Here is a 1709-nt window from a genome sequence, read left to right on the forward strand (position 1 = left end):
CATGTACGATCCTGGCCCAAAATTCTTCTTTGGCATGTGAGGGACATAGCAAGGGAAGCCAAGGTGACACATGTATCTTGAAAATTGCGAGATTATTGACCACTTGTCATAAAGAGTTCGCTCTGACTCATTTGCTTTGCCCTGGCGCCAGGCAACAAGCATCTCTTTCTTGATGATTGGCTCCTCCACGCCTTTCCCGAGGAAAAACATATCAAGATCTTTGAGTATATACTCAATCTTGGGAGTGGAGAATCCCATGGCTTCTTTGACGTGTATAAAATCTCTAAAAAATGGAGTGAATACGCTCTTATATGTATAGTCAATCATAAAACGCACCTCCTTTCTGCTCATAGAAAGAGTCTGGCACTTCTGGTACGTCAAGGGAACACTTCCTCAGGTTACTTGCGTCGATCCTCAAATATCCCATCGTAGTTTGGGAACTCTTATGGCCAAGAGCACTTGATATAATAGGAATAGAGACACCCGCTTTCAAGAGGTTGCTCGCAAGGGAATGGCGCATGGAATGGGGACCGAACTTGCGCCCAGTGATGTCTATGCCGGATTCTTGCATGATTCTGGAAATGACACCGTTCAGGCTGATATGCGTCATCGGCCGATAGGGTGCACAGGCTGTTAGGAATACATTGGGCAGGTCAGACACAGGACGTGAGTAGCGCAGGTAATTGACGATAGCCTCTCCAACCTCGCGTAACAAGGGCAGTTCGATAGGGTTACCTGTCTTTGACTGGACAAGTACCATCAGATTCTTATCCCAGTTAATGTTAGAAAATGTGAGGTTGGCGATGTCAGAGGCCCGAAGTCCGAGACGGGATGCAAGGAGCAATATCGCATAGTCCCGCTTCCCAACATGGCTTGACTGTTCTACCGACTGCTCTATTCTGCACACCTCCTCTGCGCTGTACACAGAGGGAAGTTTCTCATGATGGGGAAAATTGTTGCGCTCAATCACATAGCTGAGATTCGCGGACGTATAACCTTTTTCGAATAGGAAACGTGTAAAGCTCTTAATTGTGTAATAGTGGTGACTTTTAGCCACTGGAGTACTGTCTACAAAATCTAGTATGTCTCTCTCGGAGACGTCATCCACTCTGTATATCCCTTTGATACTGAGTCCAGATATGAAATAGCTCAGCATTCTACGGTGATTGAGCACTGTCAGTTCGTTCTTTCTTGCCGCTTGCATCCCCTGTAGATACTCTTGTGCTATCTGTCCTATCTCACCTGGCAACGGATGCTCTACCAAATGCACAATTCGTCTGCGGATGCCTCCTGTTTCCAAATATTCCGTAAGCATGTGGATACTGCGCAATCGTGCGCGTTTGGTAGAAGGGGCAACATCCCGTGTCGCCAAAGAAAGGTACTCTTCGCCTATTACGGATGAGTACTGTGTGATACCACGGCTATCCATATACGGAATAATGCCGTCTCGCCACCGTCTGCGATGTGTCTCAATACACGCAGACGAATACTTTTGGTCTTGGAGAAACAGAACTGTCTCGGCGACCAATTGCCTGATGTCCTTTGATTTGTTATACATAATTATTGCTATTATTAATTAGGGTGATAAACACAGCCCTTAATATAGCAATAATTTTTATCAAAACAACATTATCAAAAGTAAAACTGAAAAACAGAGAGTTTTATTATATCGTAGTGCTTACTTTGGATAACATTTTACTTTGGATAAG

General features: G+C 44.8%; 1 protein-coding gene and 1 pseudogene. Both read right to left on the minus strand.

Annotation, left to right across the window (positions count from 1 at the left end):
• Nucleotides 1-327: pseudogene (locus L888_RS14780) on the minus strand (tyrosine-type recombinase/integrase); the annotation flags it as partial.
• Nucleotides 320-1315 (minus strand): site-specific integrase, encoded by a 996-nt coding sequence (locus L888_RS0111100; protein ID WP_245594875.1) that lies wholly within the window; start codon nt 1313-1315, stop codon nt 320-322. The gene L888_RS0111100 and the pseudogene L888_RS14780, both read right to left, overlap by 8 nt.
• Nucleotides 1316-1709: the final 394 nt, after the last annotated feature.

Source organism: Hallella seregens ATCC 51272, assembly GCF_000518545.1.
Lineage (GTDB): Bacteria > Bacteroidota > Bacteroidia > Bacteroidales > Bacteroidaceae > Prevotella > Prevotella seregens.

What these genes read in the sequence shown, in the direction of transcription:
- L888_RS0111100 (WP_245594875.1), bottom strand. Translation starts at nt 1,315, where the DNA reads ATGCTTACGGAATATTTGGAAACAGGAGGCATCCGCAGACGAATTGTG.